The 20270-nt window shown below is 72.2% G+C and carries 15 protein-coding genes; 14 read left to right on the top strand and 1 reads right to left on the bottom strand.

All coding sequences use genetic code 11. The annotated features are described in order from the left end of the window. Positions 1 to 210 precede the first annotated feature (210 nt). Positions 211 to 888, top strand: coding sequence for a GntR family transcriptional regulator (locus IG02_RS0103690; protein WP_030741713.1), 678 nt, complete (start codon positions 211 to 213; stop codon positions 886 to 888). 69 nt (positions 889 to 957) lie between these two features. Here IG02_RS0103690 and IG02_RS0103685 read toward each other — a convergent pair whose 3' ends face one another. Then, a complete protein-coding gene (locus IG02_RS0103685; RefSeq protein WP_030741711.1) occupies positions 958 to 2160 on the bottom strand; it encodes an erythromycin esterase family protein in 1203 nt (400 codons plus the stop codon). A 58-nt stretch (positions 2161 to 2218) separates the two neighbouring features. Between IG02_RS0103685 and IG02_RS0103680 the strand changes: the two genes are divergently transcribed. The 13 genes from IG02_RS0103680 to IG02_RS0103620 all read left to right on the top strand — a co-directional run bounded on the left by IG02_RS0103680 (position 2219) and on the right by IG02_RS0103620 (position 20264). Continuing rightward, a complete protein-coding gene (locus IG02_RS0103680; RefSeq protein WP_030741709.1) occupies positions 2219 to 2995 on the top strand; it encodes a TioE family transcriptional regulator in 777 nt (258 codons plus the stop codon). A gap of 288 nt (positions 2996 to 3283) precedes the next feature. Continuing rightward, the gene (locus IG02_RS0103675) at positions 3284 to 4465 is read left to right on the top strand and encodes an ROK family transcriptional regulator (RefSeq protein WP_030741708.1); all 1182 of its coding nucleotides are present in this window, start codon (positions 3284 to 3286) and stop codon (positions 4463 to 4465) included. 457 nt (positions 4466 to 4922) lie between these two features. Continuing rightward, positions 4923 to 6470: a sugar ABC transporter ATP-binding protein gene (locus IG02_RS0103670; RefSeq protein WP_234314584.1), complete on the top strand. Its 1548-nt coding sequence runs from the start codon at positions 4923 to 4925 to the stop codon at positions 6468 to 6470. Between the two features lie 125 nt (positions 6471 to 6595). Further along, entirely contained in the window at positions 6596 to 7609 is a 1014-nt protein-coding gene (locus tag IG02_RS0103665) for an ABC transporter permease (protein WP_030741706.1), read from the top strand. A gap of 67 nt (positions 7610 to 7676) precedes the next feature. After that, entirely contained in the window at positions 7677 to 8714 is a 1038-nt protein-coding gene (locus IG02_RS0103660; protein ID WP_030741705.1) for a substrate-binding domain-containing protein, read from the top strand. An 86-nt stretch (positions 8715 to 8800) separates the two neighbouring features. Continuing rightward, on the top strand, positions 8801 to 10036 hold the full coding sequence (locus IG02_RS0103655) for a Gfo/Idh/MocA family protein (protein ID WP_030741703.1): 1236 nt from the start codon (positions 8801 to 8803) through the stop codon (positions 10034 to 10036). Between the two features lie 86 nt (positions 10037 to 10122). Next, positions 10123 to 11121 carry a sugar phosphate isomerase/epimerase family protein gene (locus IG02_RS0103650; protein WP_030741700.1) on the top strand — a complete coding sequence of 333 codons (999 nt, stop codon included), beginning with the start codon at positions 10123 to 10125 and terminating at the stop codon, positions 11119 to 11121. Positions 11122 to 11579: 458 nt separating this feature from the next. Continuing rightward, the gene (locus IG02_RS0103645; RefSeq protein WP_078854147.1) at positions 11580 to 15257 is read left to right on the top strand and encodes a ThuA domain-containing protein; all 3678 of its coding nucleotides are present in this window, start codon (positions 11580 to 11582) and stop codon (positions 15255 to 15257) included. Positions 15258 to 15480: 223 nt separating this feature from the next. Further along, complete coding sequence (locus IG02_RS0103640) at positions 15481 to 16614, top strand: inositol-3-phosphate synthase (protein WP_030741694.1); 1134 nt, start codon at positions 15481 to 15483, stop codon at positions 16612 to 16614. Then, positions 16611 to 17894: a UbiA family prenyltransferase gene (locus tag IG02_RS0103635; protein WP_234314583.1), complete on the top strand. Its 1284-nt coding sequence runs from the start codon at positions 16611 to 16613 to the stop codon at positions 17892 to 17894. The genes IG02_RS0103640 and IG02_RS0103635 overlap by 4 nt, the downstream gene beginning before the upstream one ends. After that, positions 17891 to 18745: a sugar phosphate isomerase/epimerase family protein gene (locus IG02_RS0103630; RefSeq protein ID WP_030741689.1), complete on the top strand. Its 855-nt coding sequence runs from the start codon at positions 17891 to 17893 to the stop codon at positions 18743 to 18745. The genes IG02_RS0103635 and IG02_RS0103630 overlap by 4 nt, the downstream gene beginning before the upstream one ends. Next, on the top strand, positions 18742 to 19416 hold the full coding sequence (locus IG02_RS0103625; RefSeq protein ID WP_030741687.1) for an EboA domain-containing protein: 675 nt from the start codon (positions 18742 to 18744) through the stop codon (positions 19414 to 19416). Before IG02_RS0103630 ends, IG02_RS0103625 begins: the two co-directional genes overlap by 4 nt. Beyond that, positions 19416 to 20264 carry a TatD family hydrolase gene (locus IG02_RS0103620; RefSeq protein ID WP_030741684.1) on the top strand — a complete coding sequence of 283 codons (849 nt, stop codon included), beginning with the start codon at positions 19416 to 19418 and terminating at the stop codon, positions 20262 to 20264. Before IG02_RS0103625 ends, IG02_RS0103620 begins: the two co-directional genes overlap by 1 nt. The last annotated feature ends 6 nt before the right edge of the window (positions 20265 to 20270 follow it).

The raw sequence follows: 20270 nt of genomic DNA, 5'->3' as shown, positions 1-20270 counted from the left end.
ACCGTGCGTGCCACGCCGCACCGTGCGTGCCACGCACGTGCCGGTCCGCGGTGCCCGGGGAACCGTCTCCGCCTGATCCCCGTCTTCCCAAGACCGTCAGGAAGGCAACGGTTCTCGGTAGACTGTAGACGATAGCCAATCGCTGGTGCGGGTCGCGCGACGCGGCCCCGCACCGGTCTTTCGACACCGTCGTCAGGAGGGGGACCGCGCATGCTGTCCGCGAAGTTGGCGCAGGGAGCCGTGCCCAAGCTCGAACGGCCGGGGCCGCTGCGTGAGCGTGTGTACGAGGCCCTGCTCGAACTGATCACGACCCGCGCCCTCCAGCCGGGGCAGCACCTGGTCGAGAGCGAACTGGCGGGCCACCTCGGCGTTTCCCGGCAGCCGGTGCGCGAGGCGCTCCAGCGCCTGAACACGGAGGGCTGGGTCGATCTGCGCCCGGCCCAGGGCGCGTTCGTCCATGAACCGACCGAGGAGGAGGCGGACCAACTGCTCTCGGTCCGTACCCTCCTGGAGGCCGAGGCGGCCCGGCTGGCCGCCGCGACCTCCGGCTCCGCCGGGATCCGCGAGCTGGAGGCGCTGTGCGCCGTGGGCGAGCAGGCCGTGGCGGACGACGACGTGGATCTCGCGGTCGCCACGAACGCGGCCTTCCATGCCAAGGTCATGGAACTGGCGGGCAATGTCGTCCTGGCGGAGCTGGCCGGGCAGGTGGACCGCCGGGTGCGCTGGTACTACACGCCGGTCGCACGGCAGCGGGGCAAGCAGTCATGGATCGAGCACCGTGATCTGATCGACGCGATCTCGGCCCGGGACGAAGCGCGCGCGACGGAGGTCATGAGGGCGCACACGGAACACACGCGTACGACGTACCACCAGCGCGAGCGCGGCTGACCGCGCCCCTCGGCCGCTCACCTCCTCGGCGGCCGGCGGCCGGCGCCCGCGACTCGTACCCCGTGGGCGTCAGCCCCGCCTCACGTCCTTGACGAACACCATCCCGTCGATCCCGGCCAGGTGGGCCGGGTCGAGTGGGGCGTAGCCGTACCAAGGGGAAACGCGGGGCGCGGGCAGTGTGTCACCGAGGGCGGTGGCCAGCCGGGAGGAGTCGACGACGTAGCGGTCCTCCGGGAGCGCGTACAGGAGGCCTTCGATGGTGTCCGGCGGCGGGGTGTCCACCCCCTGGTGCCGGATCGTGCCGAGGGCCGTGGCCACGAAGGCGTACTCCTCGCCGAGCCGGGCACTCACCAGCGCACCGGCGCTCCACCACTCCACCGGCCCCTGCCACATCCGCATCGTGCTCTTCTCCCGCTGGAGATGGCTGTTGTGGGCGTGGACCAGTGCCGGGCCCCGTTCGGCGACGGCGAGGAGGTTGTGGGCCATCATCACGTCCCGCAGCGCGCACAGCCGCGTCATGCGGGCGGGGGACGCGTCGGCCATCCAGAAGTGGTAGCGCAGCAGTCCGGTGGCGGTGCGCCCGTACAGACGTGCCCGGTCCCAGGCGTCCCGCGAGGCCGCCGTGATCAGGTGCGGGGTCTGCGCGTCCAGCAGTGCCACCAGGTCGTCGGCGAACAGCCGCAGCTCCCTGGCCTCGGCCGACTGCCCCACGGACCGGGCCGGGTCCGTCATGGCCGCGGGATCGGTCCACCGGTCGTCGGCGCCGAGCAGGCGGTCGAGCGTTTCCGCGGTGCAGGGCAGCAGGTCCGCGTCCACCAGGGCCGAGAGGTGGTCGTGGAGTGCGGTGAGCGCCCGCCGGGGGCTCGCGGCGTGGGTGATCTCCAGCGGGCCGTCGAAGCCGGCGAAGCGGACCCGCTCGGACGCGGGCCGGCCTTCGTTGTAAGCGCGCATCCAGCGCACGAGTTCGCGGTTGGCCGCGGACGCGCCCCACCCGTGACTGAACCCGCGCTCCATGACCTCGTCGAGGGTGCCCGTGCCCGAGGTGACGTAGTCGTCCACGACCAGGCCCATCAGGCAGTCGCTCTCGATCGCGATCGTCCGGCGGCCCTCCTGCTCGACAAGCTGCCGGAAAAGCTCGTTGCGCAGGTCGAGCAGAGTGTCCTCGCCGTGAGTGGGCTCCCCCAGGGCGAGCAGCCGCGGCCGGGCCGGGAGCAGCCTCGTGACGGCGGCCGCCTCGACGGCACGGGCGGTTTCCTTGATGTCGGCGTCCATGCCTTCAACGGTATCGTTGAAGTTTCGGTTGAAACTTTCTCGCGATATCGGCAGGACCATGGGGCGAAACCTTCAAAACAGTGAGCGTGGCGAGCGGCTCAGGCCGGTTGATCTGGCACGCGTGCACGGTCTGTCCACGCAGGCGGTCAGGAACTACGAGGAGGCGGGCATCCTTCCGGCCGCGCGTCGCACCCCCCACGGCTACCGCGCCTATACCTCGCTGCACGCGCGGGCCCTGCGCGCGTTCCTCGCCCTGGTGCCCGGCCACGGCCGTCCGACGGCGACGTCGATCATGCGGGCGGTGAACGAGGGGGCGGCCGAGGAGGCGTTCCGCCTCATCGACGAGAGCCACGCCCAGCTCCTGGACGACCGCCGGACCCTCCAGGCCGTGGAGAGCGCCCTGCGTGACCTGGAGCCCACCGCGGCGTCCGCGCCCGGCCCGGGGGCCGGGCAGGTCACGGTGCGCGAGCCGGGCGCGGGGTCCGGGGCCGGTGGCACGTTCATCGGGCCGCTCGCGGACGAGCTCGGCGTCCGGCCCGCGACGCTGCGCACATGGGAGCGCGCCGGACTGGTCCGCCCGCGCCGCGACCCGCTGACCGGGTACCGCGTCTACGACGAGGCCGACGTACGGGACGCCCGGCTGGCCCACCAGCTCAGGCGGGGCGGCTACCCGCTGGAGCGGATCGCCCCGCTGATCGCCCAGGTGCGGGCGGCCGGCGGGCTGAAGCCGCTGGAGGCCGCACTGCGCGACTGGCACGGCCGGCTGTCCACGCGCGGGCGGGCGATGCTGACCGGGGCCGCCGAGCTGGAGGCGTACCTCCGCGAGCGCGGATGAGACGCCCCGGGCGAGGCAGCGGTCGCCGGCCGACGAGAGCGCGCCGTCGATGAGAACACCGGCCGGCGAGAACACCGGTCGGCGCGAACACCGGCCGACGAGACTCAGGAGTCGCCGACGGTTCCGCCGACGGCCGTCCCCGGGCGGCTCCACCGACCTTTGTCCTCGGTGTGGAGAAAGTTGGGACTGATTCGCGCGCAACTTCTTCCCCCTGCGGGCAAGCGCTGCTACGTTCCCTCAAAAGCCCGATAATCACAGCCGAGAGGCGGGGAGGGGCGCGTGAGACGTATGACCGCACGGCCCGCGAACGCGCACCAGGCGCGACTGCTCCGACTGTTGCGCGACGGTGGCCCCAATTCCCGTGCGCAACTCGGCGACCAGGTCGACCTCTCCCGCTCCAAGCTCGCCGTCGAGGTGGACCGGCTGCTGGAGACCGGTCTGGTGGTCGCCGACGGACTCGCCGCCTCGCGCGGAGGCCGCCGCTCCCACAACATCCGGCTCGCGCCGGGCATGCGCTTCCTCGGCGTCGACATCGGCGCCACCTCCATCGACGTGGCCGTGACCAACGCGGAGCTGGAGGTGCTGGGACATCTCACTCACCCCATGGACGTCCGGGAGGGGCCGGTCGCGGTCTTCGAGCAGGTGCTCGTCATGGCCGCCAAGCTCAAGGTCTCCGGTCTCGCCGAGGAGTTCGACGGGGCGGGGATAGGCGTCCCGGGCCCGGTGCGCTTCCCCGAAGGCGTCCCGGTCGCGCCGCCGATCATGCCGGGCTGGGACGGCTTCCCCGTGCGGGAGGCGCTCAGCCAGGAACTCGGCTGCCCGGTCATGGTCGACAACGATGTGAACCTGATGGCGATGGGGGAGCAGCACGCGGGCGTGGCCCGCTCCGTGGACGACTTCCTCTGCGTCAAGATCGGCACCGGCATCGGCTGCGGGATCGTGGTCGGCGGCGATGTCTACCGGGGGACGACCGGCAGCGCCGGAGACATCGGCCACATCCAGGCCGTACCCGAAGGCCGGGCCTGCGCCTGTGGCAACAAGGGCTGCCTGGAGGCGTACTTCAGCGGGGCCGCGCTCGCCCGGGACGCCGAGGAGGCGGCCCGTAGCGGAGCCTCGCCCGAGCTGGCCGCCCGGCTGGAGACGTCGGGCCGGCTGACCGCCGTGGACGTCGCCGCCGCGGCGGCGGCCGGTGACGCCACCGCCCTCGACCTGATCCGCGCCGGCGGAAACCACGTCGGACAGGTCATCGCCGGGCTCGTCAGCTTCTTCAACCCGGGTCTCGTGGTGATCGGCGGTGGCGTGACCGGCCTCGGACACACGCTGCTCGCCAGCATCCGCACCCAGGTCTACAAGCAGTCCCTGCCGCTGGCCACCGGCAACCTCCCCATCGTCCTGGGCGAGTTGGGACCGGTCGCCGGGGTCACCGGCGCCGCCCGGCTCATCAGCGACCACCTGTTCTCGCCGGTCTGACCCCGGCGCGCACCACCCGGCGGTCCGGCGTAAACCGCCGGCAGCCCGGCCGCACCACACGCACAACGCGCACCACCCCGCACAACGCACCACCCCGCACAACGCGCTCCGAACCGGAGCGTGACCGCACCATCAGTCCGGTCAGTATCAGACGCACCATCCGATCGTCCGTACAGAGCCGCACTTCTCACACCGCGCCACCCACACCGCGTCACCCACGACGCACGACTCGCAAACACAACACAGAACACGCCACACCAACAACACACGACACACAACAGCACCGCATTCGTAGCCGCAGCCAGTACCTCTGCCCGTGCCCGTACACCGCGCGTCCGCATCCGCCGCGCGCCCGTACGGCGTACGACACACCACTCCGCACCTGGCTCCGCCCTGCCCTGCCCGCGTTCAGCCCTGCCCGCGGGGCAGGCCGTATCCGCCGAGGAGACAACACGTCATGGCACCAGCATCAGCACCGGCACCACCCCAGACCCCGCTGCTCACCATGTCCGGCATCACCAAGACCTTCCCGGGCGTGCGCGCCCTCGACGGCGTCGACCTGGAGGTCCAGGCGGGCGAGGTGCACTGCCTGCTGGGCCAGAACGGCGCGGGCAAGTCCACCCTCATCAAGGTGCTCGCCGGGGCCCACCAGCCCGACGACGGTGTCATCACCTGGCAGGGCGAGGCGATCACACTCAAGTCGCCCATCGCCGCGATGCGGCACGGCATCGCCACCATCTACCAGGAACTCGACCTGGTCGAGGGCCTGTCGGTGGCCGAGAACATCTTCCTCGGCCACGAACCCACCTCCGCCGGCTTCGTGGTCAAGGGCCGGGAGGCCAGGGCCCGGGCGACCGACCTGCTGGCCCGCCTCGGCCACCCGGAGATCCAGGCGCACCGCCCCGTCGGATCGCTCTCCGCCGCCCAGCAGCAGATCGTGTCGATGGCACGGGCCCTGTCCCACGACGTGCGGCTCATCGTGATGGACGAGCCGTCCGCGGCGCTCGACCCCGACGAGGTCGACAACCTCTTCCGTACCGTCGCCACCCTCACCGCCGACGGGGTGGCGGTCATCTACATCTCCCACCGGCTGGAGGAGATCCGCCGCATCGGCGACCGGGTCACGGTCATCAAGGACGGCCGCACGGTGGCCGTCGGGCTGCCGGCCGACCGGACCCCGACCCATGAGGTCGTCGCGCTGATGACCGGGCGCAACGTCGAGTACGTCTTCCCCGAGCGGCCGGCACCCGCCACCGCGGCGGCCCGGCCCGAGCCGGTCCTCCGGGTCGAAGGGCTCGCCAGGGAGGGTGAGTTCGAGCCGGTGGACCTGGAACTGCGTCCGGGCGAGATCGTCGGGCTGGCGGGGCTGGTCGGTTCCGGACGGTCCGAGATCCTGGAGACGATCTACGGCGCGCGCAAGCCCACCGCGGGCCGCGTCCTGGTCGACGGAGTGGCGCTGCGCCCCGGCAGCGTACGGTCCGCCGTCCGCGCGGGGCTGGGCCTCGCCCCCGAGGAGCGCAAGGCCCAGGGCCTGCTGATGCTCGAATCGGTCACCCGCAACGTGTCGGTGTCGACCCTCTCGCGCTTCTCCCGGGCCGGCTGGCTCGACCACGGCGCCGAGCGGTCCGCCGCCCACAGGGCCATCCGGGAGCTGTCCCTGCGGCCCGACAACCCCGACGCCCGGATCCGTACCCTCTCCGGCGGCAACCAGCAGAAGGCGGTCCTCGCCCGCTGGCTGCTGCGCGGCTGCCGGGTGCTGCTGCTGGACGAACCGACCCGCGGCGTCGACGTCGGCGCCCGCGCGGAGCTGTACGCCGTGATCCGCAGGCTGGCCGACGACGGACTGGCCGTCCTGCTCGTCTCCAGCGAGGTACCCGAAGTCCTGGGCCTCGCCGACCGGGTGCTGGTGCTCAGGGAGGGCCGGGTGGTCCACCGGGCACCGGCCCAGGAGCTCGACGAGCACCGTGTCCTCGACCTTGTGATGGAAGGGAGCCCGACGCGATGACACCGCCTGCCTCCGAGGCGCAACAGGGCGGGACCGGCGCCGCAGCCGCGTCCGGTCCGCCCACGCCGAACACAACGGAAACACCGAACACACCGAACGCGACGAACGCAGCGAACACAACGAACATGACAAAGACTTCGAGCACACCGAACGCATCGACCGCGTCCCCCGCGTCCGGGGGCAGGCCCGGCCTCGGGCTGCGCCTCGACGTCCGTAACCTCTCGCTCCTCGGCGTGCTTCTCGCCCTCGTGATCGTCGGCGGTTTCACCCGGCCCGAGCAGTTCCTGTCGACCAGCAACCTCCAACTGGTCCTCACCCAGGCGTCCGTGATCGGTGTGGTCACGGTGGGCATGACCTTCGTGATCACCAGCGGGGGCATCGACCTGTCGGTGGGCGCGATTCTCGCGCTCGCCTCGGTCTGGGCCACGACGGTGGCCACCCAGGAGTACGGGTTCGGCGGCATCCTCTTCACCGCGGTGGCCGTGGGGCTGGCCTGCGGCCTGGTGAACGGACTGCTCATCGCCTACGGCGGGATGGTGCCGTTCATCGCCACGCTCGCGATGCTCGCCTCGGCCCGGGGGCTCGCTCTCCAGATCACCGAGGGCAAGACCCAGATCGTGACCGTCCAGTCGGTCCTCGACCTCGGCGTCCCCGACTCCTACGTCCTGGGTATCCCGCCGCTCGTCCTGGTCTTCGCCGCCGTCACCGTCATCGGCTGGCTGGTGCTGAACCGTACGACCTTCGGCCGGCGCACCGTCGCCGTCGGCGGCAACGCGGAGGCCGCGCGCCTCGCCGGGATCGACGTCCGCAGGCAGCGGCTGTACCTGTACCTGCTCTCCGGGCTCTGCTGCGGCATCGCCGCGTTCCTGCTGATCATCCTGGCCGGCTCGGGACAGAACACCAACGGAAACCTCTACGAGCTGGACGCCATCGCCGCGGCGATCATCGGCGGCACGCTGCTCACCGGCGGCCGCGGCACGATCGTCGGCTCCGTCCTCGGTGTCCTCGTCTTCACCACGATCACCAACATCTTCGCCCTCAACAACCTGCAGAGCGATGTCCAGCAGATCGCCAAGGGGGCGATCATCGTCGCCGCCGTCCTGATCCAGCGCCGCACCCTACGGGGCGGCGAGTCGTAACCGAGTCCCGCCCGCCCCCCACCACACCTCTCACCCGTACCCGGCCTACCGCGAAGGGTTCCATCCCATGCCAGAAACGAGCCGCAGAGGACTGCTCTTCGGCACCGCCGCCGTCTCGGCGGGTGCCTTCCTCACCGCCTGCACCAGCAACGAGCCCGCGAAGAAGGAACCGGCGGCCGACAGCCGGCCGGCCGCCGACGACAAGCCGGGCAAGCACGTCACCATCGGCTTCGCGGGTCCGCAGGCCGACCACGGATGGCTCAACGCCATCAACGAGCAGGCCAGGTCGCGCGCGGAGACCTACTCCGACGTGACGCTGGACGCCACCGAGGGCTCCAACGACACGGCCGCGCAGATCGGTCAGGTCGAAACCCTGATCAACAAGAAGGTCGACGTCCTGGTGATCCTGCCGGCCGACGGCAAGGCACTCACCCAGGTCGGGCTCAAGGCCATGCGGGCCGGCATCCCGGTGATCAACCTGGACCGGGTCTTCGCCGATCCCCAGGCCTATCGCTGCTGGGTGGGCGGCGACAACTACGGCATGGGCCTCAACGCCGGCAAGTACATCGGCGAGAAGCTCAAGGACAAGCCGAACGCCAAGGTCGTCGAGCTCTCGGGCCCCGACAGCCTGGAGCTGACCCAGCAGCGCACGAAGGGCTTCGACGACGCCCTGAAGAACTACCCGAACATCCGGAAGGTCGCGCGCCAGGCCGCCGACTTCACCGTCGAGTCGGGCCAGGCCAAGATGGCCCAGCTGCTGCAGGCCCAGTCCTCCTTCGACGCCCTGTGGAACCACGACGACGACCAGGGCGTCGGTGCGCTGCGCGCCGTCCAGCAGGCGGGCCGCGAGGGCTTCCTGATGGTCGGCGGGGCGGGCGCGAAGTCCGCGATGGACGCGATCAAGGCCGACAACAGCGTGCTCAAGGCCACCGTTCTCTACCCGCCGACCATGGCCGCGTCCGCCATCGACCTGGCCCGCGCGCTGGGCCAGTCGAAGGGCATCAGCGGCATGTCGGAGCTGGAGATCCCGGCCTCGGTCACGCTCTTCTCCGCCGTGGTCGACAAGCAGAACGTCGACCAGTACCTGCCCACCGGGTTCAACTGACCGTCGGCACCGCCCCCGGCCCGCGACGAGGCGGCCGGGGGCCGCGCCACCCCACCGGTCGGTTCACAAGACGAGGAGTACTCCGTATGACCCCCAGCGAAGCGTCGGAGACGGCAGCGGGCGCCCCACCGGCACCGCCGTCCGCACTCGGTGTCGGCATGGTCGGATACGCGTTCATGGGCGCCGCCCACTCCCAGGGATGGCGCACCGTTGGTCACGTGTTCGATCTGCCGGTACGGCCCACGCTGGCCGCGATCTGCGGGCGGGACACGACGGCCGTCCGGGCGGCGGCCGACCGGCACGGCTGGGCCGCGGCCGAGACCGACTGGCGGGCGCTCATCGCGCGCGACGACGTCCAGATCGTGGACATCTGCACACCGGGGGACAGCCACGCGGAGATCGCCGTCGCCGCGCTGGCGGCGGGCAAACACGTGCTGTGCGAGAAACCCCTCGCCAACTCGGTGGCCGAGGCGGAGGAGATGGTGCGGGCCGCCGAGGAGGCCGCCGGACGCGGCCAGGTCGCGATGGTCGGCTTCAACTACCGCAGGGTGCCGGCCATCTCCTACGCCAGGAAGCTGATCGAATCGGGCCGGCTCGGTGAGCTGCGGCACGTCCGGGTCACCTACCTTCAGGACTGGCTGGTCGACCCGGAGGCTCCGCTCACCTGGCGGCTCCGCAAGGAGCACGCCGGATCGGGGGCGCTGGGCGACCTGGGCGCGCACATCGTGGACCTCGCGCAGTTCCTGGCGGGGGAGCCACTGGTGGGCGTCTCGGCGCTCGTCGATACCTTCGTCAAGGAGCGGCCGCTGCCGGGCGGCGCGGCGGCGGGCCTCTCGGCGGGCACGCGGGCCGACGGCGGCCGAGGGGCGGTGACCGTGGACGACGCGGCGGTGTTCACCGGCCGTCTCGCGTCGGGCGCGCTGGCCACCTTCGAGGCCACCCGGATGGCCGCCGGGCGCAAGAACGCGCTGCGCCTGGAGATCAACGGGGAACGTGGTTCGCTCGCCTTCGACCTGGAACGGCTGAACGAGCTGTCGTTCCACGACCACACCGAGCCCGCGCCCTCCTCGGGCTTCCGCCGCATCCTGGTGACCGAGCCGGAACACCCCTACCTGGAGGCGTGGTGGCCGGCGGGGCACGCCCTCGGGTACGAGCACACCTTCGTCCACCAGGCCCGTGATCTGGTCGAGGCCATCGCGACCGGAACCGGCCCGCTGCCGTCGTTCGCCGACGGGCTCCAGGTCCAGCGCGTGCTGGCCGCGGTGGAGGACAGCGCCGCGAAGAACGCCGTCTACACGCCCGTACCGCAGCCCGCGGACTGAACAGGGCGTACCACCCGCGGCGCACCGCCGCGCCGGTCTGTCGCCGCACCACCCTGTCGCCGTACCGCCGTATCAAGGAGGCACGAATGCCCCGCCCGTTCACACTGTTCACCGGCCAGTGGGCCGATCTGCCCCTGGAGGAGGTGTGCCGGCTCGCCCGTGACTTCGGTTACGACGGCCTGGAACTCGCCTGCTGGGGGGACCATTTCGAGGTCGACAAGGCGCTCGCCGACCCCGGTTACCTGGCGGGCCGCCACGAACTGCTCGACAAGTACGGACTGAAGTGCTGGGCCATCTCCAACCACCTGGTGGGCCAGGCCGTCTGCGACCACCCCATCGACGAGCGGCACCAGAACATCCTGCCCGCCCGGATCTGGGGCGACGGGGAGCCCGAGGGCGTGCGGCAGCGCGCCGCCGCCGAGATCAAGGACACCGCGCGGGCCGCGGCGGCCTTCGGCGTCGACACCGTCATCGGCTTCACCGGATCCTCGATCTGGCACCTGGTGGCGATGTTCCCGCCCGTCCCGCCCGGCATGATCGAGCGGGGGTACGAGGACTTCGCCGAGCGGTGGAACCCGATCCTGGACGTCTTCGACGCCGAGGGGGTCCGCTTCGCCCACGAGGTCCACCCCAGCGAGATCGCGTACGACTACTGGACCACGCACCGCGCCCTGGAGGCGGTCGGTCACCGGCCCGCGTTCGGGCTGAACTTCGACCCCAGCCACTTCGTGTGGCAGGACCTGGACCCGCTCGGCTTCCTCTACGACTTCAAGGACCGGATCTACCACGTCGACTGCAAGGAGGCCCGCAAGCGCCTGGACGGCCGCAACGGCCGTCTCGGCTCGCACCTGCCCTGGGGCGACCCGCGGCGCGGCTGGGACTTCGTCTCCGCGGGGCACGGGAACGTGCCGTGGGAGGACGTGTTCCGGATGCTCCGGTCGATCGGGTACGAGGGGCCGGTCTCCGTGGAGTGGGAGGACGCGGGGATGGACCGGCTCGCGGGCGCGCCGGAGGCACTGGCGCATTTGAAGCGGTTCGACTTCGAGCCGCCGCAGAGTTCGTTCGACGCGGCTTTCGGTTCGTAGTGTCGTAGCCGGCGGCGTCCGCCCGCGGCGGCGCGCTCCTCCTCTCTCGCGGTTTCCCGCCATTCCCGCGGTTTCTCACCGTTCTCGCGGTTTCCGGGGTTTTCTGTGAGGGAAAGGTGTCCGCCGCGGGCGCTTCCGGCGTCCCCTTTGTCTTTCCGCTGGGGAAAGTTCAACTTCACCCCTGCGCAAGGTCTTTTCGTGCAGGACGAACACAGCTACCGTCCCTGATGTGTACAGGACATAGGTGGTCCCCGATGTGACGGCGCACGTCGGTGACGAAGCCACCTCCGCCCCGCCCGGTACAGGACGAGCACCGGGGCCGGGGAACGGAGGCGGGCACGGCGGGTGACCGCCGCGCCCGTAACGGCATCCGCGCGTACGTACAGCCCCATTGTGGAGGATCCGTGCACCGTAAACGCACCCGAGCCAGAACCCTCCTCGCGCTCCTGACGGGCGCCATGCTCGCGGCAGCGAGCCTCAGCGCCGTGCCCGCCACAGCCGCCGATTCCGGCGCGGCGGCCGTCGCCCACGACCCCGGGCACGACGACCCCGGCCATGACGATCCCGCCGCCGCCGAGGACTTCCAGCAGGTGACCCTCGCCAAGGGCGCCGACGAGACCGGTGAGCCCATGTCGCTCGCCGTGCTCCCGGACCGCAGTGTGCTGCACACCTCGCGGGACGGCACACTCCGGATCACCGACGCCGGCGGCGACACCACGATCGCCGGCAAGCTGGACGTCTACAGCCATGACGAGGAAGGGCTCCAGGGCGTCGGTGTCGACCCCGGGTTCGCCGAGAACCGCGCCATCTACCTCTACTACGCGCCCAAGCTCGACACACCCGCCGGCGACGCCCCCGAGAACGGCACGGCCGCCGACTTCGCCCCCTTCGACGGCATCAACCGCCTCTCGCGCTTCACGCTCAACGAGGACGGCACGCTGAACGCGGCGAGCGAGAAGAAGGTCCTCGACGTCGCCGCGTCGCGCGGCACCTGCTGCCACGTCGGCGGCGACATCGACTTCGACGCGGACGGCAACCTGTACCTGTCGACCGGTGACGACACCAACCCGTTCGCCTCCGACGGCTACACCCCGATCGACGAACGGACCGACCGCAACCCCGCGTTCGACGCCCAGCGCAGCGCCGGCAACACCAACGACCTGCGCGGCAAGCTCCTGCGGATCAAGGTCGCGGAGGACGGTTCGTACACCATCCCGGAGGGCAACCTCTTCGCTCCGGGCACGGAGAAGACCCGGCCCGAGATCTACGCGATGGGTTTCCGCAACCCGTTCCGCATCTCGGTCGACGAGAAGACCGGCATCGTGTACGTCGGTGACTACGGGCCCGACGCGGGCGCCGCGTCGCCGACCCGCGGGCCGTCCGGAACGGTCGAGTTCGCGCGGGTCACCGAGGCGGGCAACTTCGGCTGGCCGTACTGCGTCGGCAACAACGAGCCGTTCATCGACTACGACTTCGCGACCAAGCAGTCCGGCGAGGCCTTCGACTGCTCGGCTCCCAAGAACACCTCCCGGAACAACACCGGCCTGACCGACCTCCCGGCCGCGAAGCCCGCGTGGATCCCCTACGACGGCGGCAGCGTGCCCGAGTTCGGCACCGGCTCGGAGTCCCCGATGGCCGGGCCCGTCTACCGCTACGACGCGGACCTCGACTCGCCGGTGAAGTTCCCCGAGGCCTACGACGGCGACTTCTTCGCCGGGGAGTTCGGCCGCAAGTGGATCAAGCGGATCGAGCAGGGCGAGGACGGAACGGTCGAGAAGATCAACCCGTTCCCGTGGACTGGCACCCAGATCATGGACATGGACTTCGGCCCCGACGGCGCGCTCTACGTCCTGGACTACGGCCTCTCCTGGTTCGGCGGCGACGAGTTCTCCGCGCTCTACCGCATCGAGAACGCCACCGGCGGCAAGTCACCGATCGCCGAGGCCACCGCGAGCAAGACCTCCGGCAAGGCTCCGCTGAAGGTGGCCTTCTCCTCCGCCGGCACCCAGGACCCGGACGGCGACGAGCTGTCGTACCAGTGGGACTTCGGCGACGGCTCCACCTCCACCGGGGCCAACCCCACGCACACGTACAAGAAGAACGGCACCTACAGCGCACGGCTCACGGTCACCGACCCCACCGAACGCACCGGCACGGCGTCCGTCCGGGTGGTCGTCGGCAACACCGCGCCCACGGTGACACTGGAGCTCCCCGCCGACGGAACCCTGTTCGACTTCGGTGACACACTGCCCTTCAAAGTGAAGGTCAGCGACCCCGAGGACGGCACGATCGACTGCTCCAAGGTGACGGTCCGCTACGTCCTCGGCCATGACAACCACGGCCACCCGATCACCTCGGCGAACGGCTGCGAGGGCACCATCACCGCCCCCGCGGACGCCGAGCACGACCCCAACGCCAACATCTTCGGTGTGATCGACGCCGAGTACACCGACGGCGGGGGCGGCGGCCAGGCCGCGCTCACCAGCCACGACCAGGCGCAGCTCCAGCCCCGCCACCGGCAGGCCGAGCACTTCACCGGGTCCTCCGGCGTCAATGTGATCGAGAAGGAGGCCGCCAACGGCGGCAAGACCGTCGGTGACATCGACAACGGCGACTGGATCTCCTTCAAGCCGTACAACCTGACCGGTTCGAAGACGCTCACGGCCCGGGTCTCGTCCGGCGGCTCCGGCGGCTTCCTGGAGGTACGGACCGGCTCCGCCAAGGGCACCCTGCTGGGTTCGGCGCCGATCCCGGTCACCGGCGGCTGGGAGACCTTCCAGGACGTGGACGTGCCTCTGCGGTCCGTGCCGAAGAAGACCACCGAGCTGTTCCTGGTCTTCAAGGGCGGCTCCGGAGCGCTGTTCGACCTGGACGACTTCGAGATATCGACGAAGGCCCCCGGCAAGACCGAGAAGCGGGTCCTGGTCTTCTCCAAGACCGCGGGATTCCGCCACGACTCGATCTCCGCGGGCGTCGCCGCCCTGAAGGAGCTGGGCAAGACCACGGGGATCACCGTCGACGCCACGGAGACGGCGGCCCAGTTCACCACCAACAACCTGGCCCGCTACGACGCGGTGGTCTTCCTCTCCACCACCGGTGACGTCCTCGACGCGGAGCAGCAGAAGGCGTTCGAGAACTACGTCGCCACCGGCGGCGGCTACATGGGGGTGCACGCGGCGGCCGACACCGAGTACGACTGGGCCTTCTACGGCGGGCTCGTCGGCGCGTACTTCGACTCCCACCCGGCGATCCAGCAGGCCACCGTGCGGGTCGAGGACAAGGACCACCCGTCGACCGCCCACCTGGACGACGAGTGGCAGCGCACCGACGAGTGGTACAACTACCGCACCAACCCGCGCGAGAAGGCCCGTGTCCTCGCCACCCTGGACGAGACCACCTACCAGGGCGGCACCATGAAGGGCGACCACCCGATCGCCTGGTGCCAGACCTACGGGGGCGGCCGGTCGTTCTACACCGGCGGCGGCCACACGAAGGAATCGTACGAGGACGCGGCCTTCCGCCGGCACCTGCTGGGCGGGCTGCGCTACGCGGCCGGCCAGGTGAAGGCCGACTGCGAGCCGCGGACCGGCTACCGGGACATCTTCAACGGCAAGACGCTGGAGGGCTGGAAGCAGGCCGGACCGGGCAAGTTCAACGTCGTGGACGGCGAACTGCGCTCCGAGGGCGGGATGGGACTCCTCTGGTACCAGGCCAAGGAACTGAAGTCCTACTCGCTCAAGCTCGACTGGAAGATGGAGGGCGACGACAACTCGGGCGTGTTCGTGGGCTTCCCGGCCTCCGACGACCCGTGGTCGGCGGTGAACAAGGGGTACGAGGTACAGATCGACGCGACCGACGCCCCGGACCGTACGACGGGCGCCGTCTACGGCTTCAAGTCCGCCGACGTGAAGGCCAGGGACCGGGTGCTCCGGCCGCCCGGGCAGTGGAACGCGTACGAGATCAAGGTCCAGGGCGAGCGGCTCCAGGTCTTCCTCAACGGTGTGAAGATCAATGACTTCACCAACACGGACCCGGCGCGCAGCCTGAAGGACGGCTACATCGGCCTCCAGAACCACGGGGCCGACGACCAGGTGTCCTTCCGTGACATCCAGCTCAAGGAACTGCCCTCCTCCTAGAACCGGCCGCCCGCCAGGACCCTTCGGGGCCCGGGCGGGCGGCCCGTCGGACGGGCGGCGGGCGGGGGAGGCGCCGAACCCCTCGCCCGCCGTCCACCTCAGCCCCTTTCCCGACCGGCCGGCCCTCGGCCACCGCCCGATGCCCGGCCACCACTCGGCAATACGCACCGCCCGGCAATACGCACTACTCCGCATTCCGTACCACCCCGCAAGGAGGCACCCCGTGACGACGGCCAGTACAGAATCGACGGCAGCACGCACCGGAGTCTGGTTCGTCGGAGCGCGTGGCTCCGTCGCCACCACCGCCGTCGCGGGCTGCGCGGCGATCACCGCGGGTCTGCACCCCCCGACGGGCATGGTCACCGAGACCGCGCCCTTCGCCGAGTCCGGCCTGCCGGGCCTGGCCTCGCTCGTCTTCGGCGGCCATGACACGGCGAGCTGTCCGCTGCCGAAACGGGCCGAGGAGCTGACGGCCGCGGGCGTGCTGCCGCACGGCCTGTCCTCCGCCGTACGCGCCGAACTCGCCGCCGCCGACCGGGAGATCAGACCGGGCGGACCGCAGGCGGGGGACACGCGCGACGACGAGGAGATCATCGCCGCGTTCGCCGCCGACCTCGCCGACTTCGGCCGCCGCACCGGCGTCGCACGGACCGTCGTCGTCAACGTCTCCTCCACGGAACCCGCCCCGTCGCCGGACGACCCCCGGCTGCCCGCCAGCGCGCTGTACGCGACGGCGGCCGTGCGGGCGGGCTGCCCGTACGTCAACTTCACCCCGTCGACCGGCATCCGGACCCCCGGACTGCCGGCCGCCGCCGAGGCCGGCGGGCTTCCCCACGCCGGCCGCGACGGCAAGACCGGCCAGACGCTGCTCCGTTCCGTGCTCGCCCCCATGTTCGTCCAGCGCGCCCTGACGGTACGGGCCTGGTCGGGCACGAACCTGCTGGGCGGCGGGGACGGGGCGGCGCTGGCCGACCCGGCCGCGGCTGCGGCCAAGAACGCGGGCAAGGAACGCGTCCTCGCCGACACGCTGGGGACGGCCCCCGAGGGCGAGGTGCACATCGACGACGTACCGGCGCTCGGCGACTGGAAGACGGCGTGGGACCACATCGCCTTCGACGGGTTCCTGGGCTCCCGGATGGTGCTCCAGACGATCTGGCAGGGCTGTGACTCGGCGCTCGCCGCGCCGCTGGTGCTCGATCTCGTCCGGCTGGTGGCGCGGGCGCACGAGGCCGGGCTGAGCGGGCCGCTGCCCGAGCTGGGCTTCTACTTCAAGGACCCGGACGGGGGCCCGGCCGCGCTGGCCGCGCAGTTCGAGGCGCTGCTGGGCTTCGCGGAGCGGCTGAAGGCGGCCCGGTGAGCCCGCGCGGACGGGGCCGGCTGCGGGCCTGGGCGGAGCTGCTGCGGGTGTCCGCGCTGTTCACCGTCCCGGGGGACGCCCTGGCGGGCGCCTCGGCCCTGGGCGTACGGCCGCACCGCGGCACCGCGCTGGCCGTGGGCGCGTCGCTGTGCCTGTACGAGGCCGGCATGGCCCTCAACGACTGGGCGGACCGGGACGAGGACGCCGTCGACCGCCCCCACCGGCCGATCCCCTCGGGCCGTGTCTCCGCCCCGGCCGCCCTGGCGGCCGCGGGCGCCCTGACGGCGGCCGGGCTCGCCCTGGCCGCCCGCGCCGGCCGGGTCCCGCTCGCGGTGGGCACGGCGCTGGCGGCGACGGTGTGGGCGTACGACCTGAAGCTCAAGCACACGGCGGCGGGCCCGGCGGCGATGGGGGCGGCGCGGGCGCTGGACCTCCTGCTGGGCGCGACGGCGACCGCCGCGCCGGCGGGCGGGCACACCGCCACGCCGGGGGCCGGGCGTCCGGCGCCCCGGCCGGGCGGCGCGGCCACCGAGCGCGGGACCCGGCCCTCCGGGAGCCGCCCCCGGCCGGGACCGACCGGTGCGACCGGCACGGGGCGGGGCCCCCGTGGAGCCGGGAGCGCGGTGCCCGCGCCGCCCGGCCCGCGTGGGCGCGGCGCGCGGCTCTCCCCGGACGTACGGTCCCCCGGAGCCTGGGCGGGCGCACGGGCGGCACTGCCGTCCGCGGCCCTCCTCGGCGCGCACACGGTGGCGGTCACCACCGTCTCCCGTCACGAGACCCAGGGCGGCTCGACGAAAGCCCCGCTGGCCGCACTCGCGGCGACAGCCGCCCTGGCCCTTTTCACGGCGCGGCCCGGCACGCCGCCGGCGCCCCGGACCACGGGGCCCTCGCCGGACAGGACCCCGGCGCCCTCGCCGTACGGGCCCCCGGCGTCGCGAAGTCCCGCACCGGCGGGGCCGGGGACCGCTGGTTCCGGCGGCTCCGGTTCCGGCGGCCGGGTCGGACCCGGCCGGTTCGCCGTCGGCCGTACGGCCTCCCACCGCGCCCTCACCGCGGGCCTCGCCGCCTCCTACCTCGCCACCGCCGCACCACCCCTCCTGCACGCCGTCCTCAATCCCTCCCCGCCGCTCACCCAGCGCGCCGTCGGGCGCGGGATCCGGGCCATGATCCCGTTCCAGGCCGCCCTCGCCGCGCGGGGCGGGGTGGCCGGGGCGGCCGTGGGCGTCATGGGGCTCGTTCCCCTCGCCCGTACCGTCGCACGGAAAGTGAGCCCCACATGAGTCTGCGATTCGGCTACGGCACCAACGGGCTCACCGACCTGCGGCTGGACGACGCGCTCGCGCTGCTCGCCGACCTCGGCTACGACGGGGTCGGGCTCACGCTCGACCACATGCACCTCGACCCCATGACACCGGGCCTCGCCGGCCGCACCCGGCGGGTCGCTCGCACCCTGGAGCGGCTGGGGCTGGCGGTCACCGTCGAGACGGGCGCGCGCTACGTGCTCGACCCGCGCCGCAAGCACGGACCGTCCCTGCTCGACCCCGATCCGGCCGGCCGTGCCGCGCGCGGCGAACTGCTCGTCACCGCGGTCGAGGTCGCCGCCGACCTCGGCGCGCACGCCGTGCACTGCTTCAGCGGCGTCACCCCGGACGGCACCGACCCGGACACCGCCTGGAAACGCCTCGAAGAAGCCATCGCACCCGCCCTGGAGGCCGCCCGGGCCGCGGGCGTGCCGCTCGCCGTGGAACCGGAGCCCGGCCACCTCGTCGGACGCCTCGCCGACTTCCATACGCTCAGGCACCGCCTCGGCGACCCCGACGGTCTCGGTCTCACGCTGGACCTCGGCCACTGCCAGTGCCTGGAACCCGCCTCACCCGCCGACTGCGTGCGGGAAGCCGCGCCCTGGCTCCGCCACGTCCAGATCGAGGACATGCGCCGCGGCGTCCACGAGCACCTGCCCTTCGGGGAGGGCGAGATGGACTTCCCGCCCCTGCTCGACGCGCTCGACGCGACCGGCTACCAGGGCCTGACGGTGGTCGAACTGCCCCGCCACTCCCACGCCGGGCCGGAACTCGCCCGTACCTCACTGGACTTCCTCCGGGCCGCCCGCGCGAAAGGGGTACGCGCATGACACCCGCCCCCGACCAGCCGCTGCCCGGCCTCGACCCGGCCGCCCGCGCCTGGCTCGACACCGCCCTGGCCGAGGCGGACCGGGCCGCCGAAGCCGCCGAGGACACCGGAACACCGGGCCCCGCCGAAGCGGTGGGAACCGCCGCGCCCACCGGGAGCGGGACCGCGAGCGACAACGTTGCCCCCGCCCCCTGGGAGCTTCGCTTCGCCGCCGCCGGCCGCCACGCGGGCCGTACGCACGCCGACGCCGTACGCACGCTCCTGCTGCAGCGGGCCCGCGCGCCGCTCGCCACCCTCACCCGGCTCTACCGGCACGGCACCGCGGCCGAACGCCGCGCCGTCCTGCTCGCCCTGCCCGACCGCGTCGCGGGCCCCGGCGCCCTGCCGCTCGTCGAGGACGCCCTGCGCACCAACGACACCAGCCTGGTCGCCGCCGCGGTCGGCCCGTACGCCGCCGCCCACCTCGACCCCCACGCCTGGCGGCACGCCGTCCTCAAGTGCCTCTTCACGGGCGTCCCCCTCGACGCCGTCCACGACCTGGAGCGCCGCGCCCACAAGGACACCGAACTGGCCCGTATGCTCGCCGACTTCGCGGCCGAGCGCACCGCCGCCGGCCGCCCCGTGCCCGCCGACCTGACCCGCGCGCTGAACCTGACCGGCGAGGAGTCCTGATGCGCATCTTCGACCCCCACATCCACATGACCTCCCGTACCACGGACGACTACCGGGCGATGTACGCCGCCGGCGTCCGCGCGCTGGTCGAACCGTCCTTCTGGCTCGGCCAGCCCCGCACCTCACCCGCCAGCTTCCACGACTACTTCGACGCGCTGCTCGGCTGGGAGCCGTTCCGCGCCGCCCAGTACGGCATCGCCCACCACTGCACCCTCGCCCTCAACCCGAAGGAGGCCAACGACCCGCGCTGCGTCCCCGTCCTGGACGACCTGCCCCGCTATCTCGTCAAGGACTCCGTCGTCGCCGTCGGCGAGATCGGCTACGACTCCATGACCCCGGCCGAGGACCACGCGCTGGCCGCCCAGTTGCAGCTCGCCGCCGACCACGGCCTGCCCGCGCTCGTCCACACCCCGCACCGCGACAAGCTCGCCGGACTTCGCCGCACCATCGACGTCGTACGCGAATCCGCCCTCGACCCCGAGCACGTCCTGCTGGACCACCTCAACGAGACCACCGTCAAGGAGGCGGCCGGCAGCGGCGGCTGGCTCGGCTTCTCCATCTACCCCGACACCAAGATGGACGAGGACCGGATGGTGGCCGTCCTCAAGGCCCACGGCACCGACAAGGTCCTGGTGAACTCGGCCGCCGACTGGGGCAGGAGCGACCCCCTGAAGACGCGCAAGGTGGGGGACGCCATGCTCGCCGCCGGGTTCGGCGAGGACGACGTCGACAAGGTGCTCTGGCGCAACCCCGTCGCCTTCTACGGCCTGAGCGGCAGACTCCAGCTCGACGTCCCGCCACCGGCGGACCTGCACGAGGGCAACTCCATCCTGCGCGGCGGGGAGTGAGCGCCC

The organism is Streptomyces sp. NRRL F-5135, from assembly GCF_000719775.1.
GTDB lineage: Bacteria > Actinomycetota > Actinomycetes > Streptomycetales > Streptomycetaceae > Streptomyces > Streptomyces hebeiensis.
This window is presented reverse-complemented; position numbering and strand designations above follow the sequence as displayed.

Bases quoted from the DNA above. Each gene is read 5' to 3' on its own strand.
- IG02_RS0103630 (WP_030741689.1), top strand. From the start codon at position 17,891: ATGAGTCTGCGATTCGGCTACGGCACCAACGGGCTCACCGACCTGCGG.
- IG02_RS0103660 (WP_030741705.1), top strand. From the start codon at position 7,677: ATGCCAGAAACGAGCCGCAGAGGACTGCTCTTCGGCACCGCCGCCGTC.
- IG02_RS0103620 (WP_030741684.1), top strand. From the start codon at position 19,416: ATGCGCATCTTCGACCCCCACATCCACATGACCTCCCGTACCACGGAC.
- IG02_RS0103680 (WP_030741709.1), top strand. From the start codon at position 2,219: ATGGGGCGAAACCTTCAAAACAGTGAGCGTGGCGAGCGGCTCAGGCCG.
- IG02_RS0103665 (WP_030741706.1), top strand. From the start codon at position 6,596: ATGACAAAGACTTCGAGCACACCGAACGCATCGACCGCGTCCCCCGCG.
- IG02_RS0103690 (WP_030741713.1), top strand. From the start codon at position 211: ATGCTGTCCGCGAAGTTGGCGCAGGGAGCCGTGCCCAAGCTCGAACGG.
- IG02_RS0103645 (WP_078854147.1), top strand. From the start codon at position 11,580: ATGCTCGCGGCAGCGAGCCTCAGCGCCGTGCCCGCCACAGCCGCCGAT.
- IG02_RS0103670 (WP_234314584.1), top strand. From the start codon at position 4,923: ATGGCACCAGCATCAGCACCGGCACCACCCCAGACCCCGCTGCTCACC.
- IG02_RS0103685 (WP_030741711.1), bottom strand. From the start codon at position 2,160: ATGGACGCCGACATCAAGGAAACCGCCCGTGCCGTCGAGGCGGCCGCC.
- IG02_RS0103625 (WP_030741687.1), top strand. From the start codon at position 18,742: ATGACACCCGCCCCCGACCAGCCGCTGCCCGGCCTCGACCCGGCCGCC.
- IG02_RS0103650 (WP_030741700.1), top strand. From the start codon at position 10,123: ATGCCCCGCCCGTTCACACTGTTCACCGGCCAGTGGGCCGATCTGCCC.
- IG02_RS0103675 (WP_030741708.1), top strand. From the start codon at position 3,284: ATGACCGCACGGCCCGCGAACGCGCACCAGGCGCGACTGCTCCGACTG.
- IG02_RS0103655 (WP_030741703.1), top strand. From the start codon at position 8,801: ATGACCCCCAGCGAAGCGTCGGAGACGGCAGCGGGCGCCCCACCGGCA.